Annotated in this window: 2 protein-coding genes and 2 pseudogenes; 2 read left to right on the top strand and 2 right to left on the bottom strand. The window is 51.0% G+C overall.

Going from position 1 to position 2,786, the window contains the following annotated elements; translation table 11 throughout:
- Window positions 1-195: pseudogene (locus VI25_RS22475) on the bottom strand (hypothetical protein); the annotation flags it as partial.
- A gap of 374 nt (window positions 196-569) precedes the next feature.
- Here VI25_RS22475 and VI25_RS22465 point away from each other — a divergent pair.
- Both VI25_RS22465 and VI25_RS22460 read left to right on the top strand, forming a co-directional pair.
- Window positions 570-1,199, top strand: coding sequence for a DUF6624 domain-containing protein (locus VI25_RS22465; protein ID WP_052695866.1), 630 nt, complete (start codon window positions 570-572; stop codon window positions 1,197-1,199).
- Window positions 1,200-1,461: 262 nt separating this feature from the next.
- Complete coding sequence (locus VI25_RS22460; RefSeq protein WP_082455821.1) at window positions 1,462-1,797, top strand: Dabb family protein; 336 nt, start codon at window positions 1,462-1,464, stop codon at window positions 1,795-1,797.
- 622 nt (window positions 1,798-2,419) lie between these two features.
- Here VI25_RS22460 and VI25_RS22455 read toward each other — a convergent pair.
- Window positions 2,420-2,786, bottom strand: a pseudogene (locus VI25_RS22455) (tyrosine-type recombinase/integrase); the annotation flags it as partial.

Here is a 2,786-nt window from a genome sequence, read left to right as displayed (position 1 = left end):
GGGCAGGTTGGGCGGGGCGCCGGGCGGAGCGTAATCGTTGAACTTAATGTCGAATACCTTGTTGGCACGGCGAAGTTGTTGGCCCTGTACAACGGCTTCCAGCGCCTCGCGAGCCGTGCGAGCAAACTGTGCTTGGCCGAGCTGGTAGGTGCCGTAAAGCCAGTAGCCTGAAAGCCATAACTGCCGAGCAGGCACACCGCCAGCAAGCCGAAAATAAAGCGAAGACGGTGTTTCATGGGCAACGATAGGAGCCCGAAAATACGGGAGGTTAACGGCCGGAAAACGCTCCTTAACATTCCTTAACAAAAAATAACAGTGCGTTACACAGGTGGCGGCGTCCTTTGCAGCGTCGCTTTTACCCCATGGTGTATGCAGCAACTTTGTGCGTCTGCCCCTTCACTACCCAGCTTTTGCCTTCTTACTCAGACTGCGCAAGAGAAGTCGTTGGTAAGGAAGGGCAAGCGTAGAACTTTTCTACTGGCTATTTCCAGTAGTGCAGGCAAAACCGCGGATGGGCGCAGCGCAGAAGACCCTACGTTTTTCAGTACCCATTTCAAAGCCGTTATTCTATGAAGTTACTTGCTCTTACCAGTGCCGCTTGGTGCCTGGGTACTTTCGCTGCTGCGGCCCAAGCTATACCACTAGTATATCCAAAGCTTAGCAAAACCCTCGACAGCTTAGCCTACGTCGATCAGTGGCCCATGCAGCAGTTATTCAAACAGCTGCCCGACAGTGCTGGCCGAGACCTAGTGCGGGTAGAGCAAGAAAACTTTGCCCGTCACCAGCCTATCCTAGAGCGCATTGTGCGCCAAGTGGGCTACCCTGGTTTCCGGCAGGTTGGCGAGCAAAGTGCCAACAACTTCTGGCTGCTAGTACAGCATGCTGATGCCTACCCAGCCTTTCAACGCCAAGTGCTACAGTTGATGTTAACTGAAGTGCAACGAAAAAATGCCAGTCCCATCAATTATGCCTACCTCACTGACCGCGTCGCCATCAATTCCGGCCGCCTGGAAGAATACGGCACGCAGGTCGTGTACCAGGGGCCTGGCATTGGTCACGCAGTACCCAAGTCGCTTCGGGATCCGGAGAATGTGGACAAACGCCGTGCTGCCATTGGCATGGAGCCCCTGAAAACCTACCTCGACAGGATGACTAAAATGCACGAGGAAATGAACAAACCCAAGCCGGTAGTACCATAGCCAAGCCCGTGGTTTGAAGCCTAATTTTGAGAGGCAGTTGCTGTAAAGGATATTCCACTATTGGGAGAGCTTCACTCTTCGCCATAGTTATCAGCTTGATAATCAGTATCTGAGCACAGCATAAGCCTTAATTATGGATAGCGATTTTGCTTGCTACTACTGGATTGCTATTCCACGGCCTGTGTGATCCTAGTTGGCGAACCGGGTTCACTTTCTCATATTGTCTCCTGATCGTTTCGCCCTCTCACATATTCTGAACTGTATGACTATGTCATCCGTCCCCGTGCTCTTTGTGCACCACGTCTTATTTTATACTCCTGCTACTGCTAGCGACGCCGACAAAGCCATACTCTTAGAAGGGCTGCAACAACTAGTTCGTATTCCTTCGATAAAGCAGGCCCACATTGGTACGCCCGCAGATACCACCCGCGACGTAATTGAGCGGACTTATACATACTCCTTACTATGCCTCTTCGATGGTGCCGAGCAAGAGGCGCAGTACCAACACCACCCAATTCATGACGAATTTCGCACTCAGTATGCGCGCTATTGGGAGAAAGTTGTGATTTACGACGCAATCGGGCCAGTAGTAGAATAGGGGAAGCAAGCAGGCGTAAAGCACCTATTTCACCCGTTGTTCACCCAAGATGGTACCTCTCAGAGTCTGTATTTTTCAGCCGGTAAAGTGCCGATCATCCAAAAATGATTGGGAATTCTAATTTTAGAGCGCCTAGCGTAGTGAATTAGCGCAATCGAGCTTAGTCTCCAAAAAGGAGGACAAGCAAAGTAACTAGCTTGTTAGGGCCTAAGTTGTATTGGAAGCGGCATAAATGAAATGGGACAGCAAAGGACCTATTGTATTAGCAATACAATAGGTCCTTTGCTGTCCCGTGGGGATTAGGCTACTGCAATAGTTATTCAGTGCCACTACTAATTTTCTAACTGTTACAATGCAATATTGATGCTGTGAACAATGGCTTCTGTACCGAGTATAAGTTGCTCAGCGAAAGTGCAAGCTATAACCTGCAATAATCGCCTTTTGGATGAGGTGTTTTGTTCACATCCAGCTGGTTGAGCAACTGAATCTCAAGTCCGACTCTATAATTGAGAGGACGCCTCTTTATAGACGCTTGCCAATTAGCGACGCTCTTAATCTGAAGAGTATGGCACGCGCCTTCGTAGTGTGCAACTGAAAGGACCGATAAGTTCGTGAGTTCGCTCTACAAGCCTAATTTCTGCGCGGCATTATGCTGGCGCACATCGTCCAGCCGGGTGTAGCGTCGGATCATGGCCGAGGTCTTGTGCTTGGTCTGGTTCATAATCTCGCTGTCATCGGCCCCAGCCAGCTTGGCCACCGTCACGAAAGAAGCCCGCAAGGAGTGGGCGGAGTAGGTAGGGCCCAGATAGCGCTGCACCACCGCGTTGATACTCTTGTCCGATAGCCGCGCCTGCGTTAACCGTTCACCCTTGCGCAGGGACACAAACACGGGTCCGGTCTCGCGCTTGAGTTGCCGAAGCCACGCCTGCAGGGAGCGAATAGGTACACACCTTTGGCTTCGGGAGAATAGAAGACTTGCCTTTTCTTCA

Origin of the sequence: Hymenobacter sp. AT01-02, from assembly GCF_000961955.2 — a bacterium.
In the GTDB taxonomy this organism is placed as follows: Bacteria; Bacteroidota; Bacteroidia; order Cytophagales; family Hymenobacteraceae; genus Hymenobacter; species Hymenobacter mucosus.
Note: the sequence above shows the minus strand (reverse complement) of the source record. Positions and strands in the feature narration are given on the sequence as shown.

Bases quoted from the DNA above. Each gene is read 5' to 3' on its own strand.
- VI25_RS22460 (WP_082455821.1), top strand. From the start codon at position 1,462: ATGACTATGTCATCCGTCCCCGTGCTCTTTGTGCACCACGTCTTATTT.
- VI25_RS22465 (WP_052695866.1), top strand. From the start codon at position 570: ATGAAGTTACTTGCTCTTACCAGTGCCGCTTGGTGCCTGGGTACTTTC.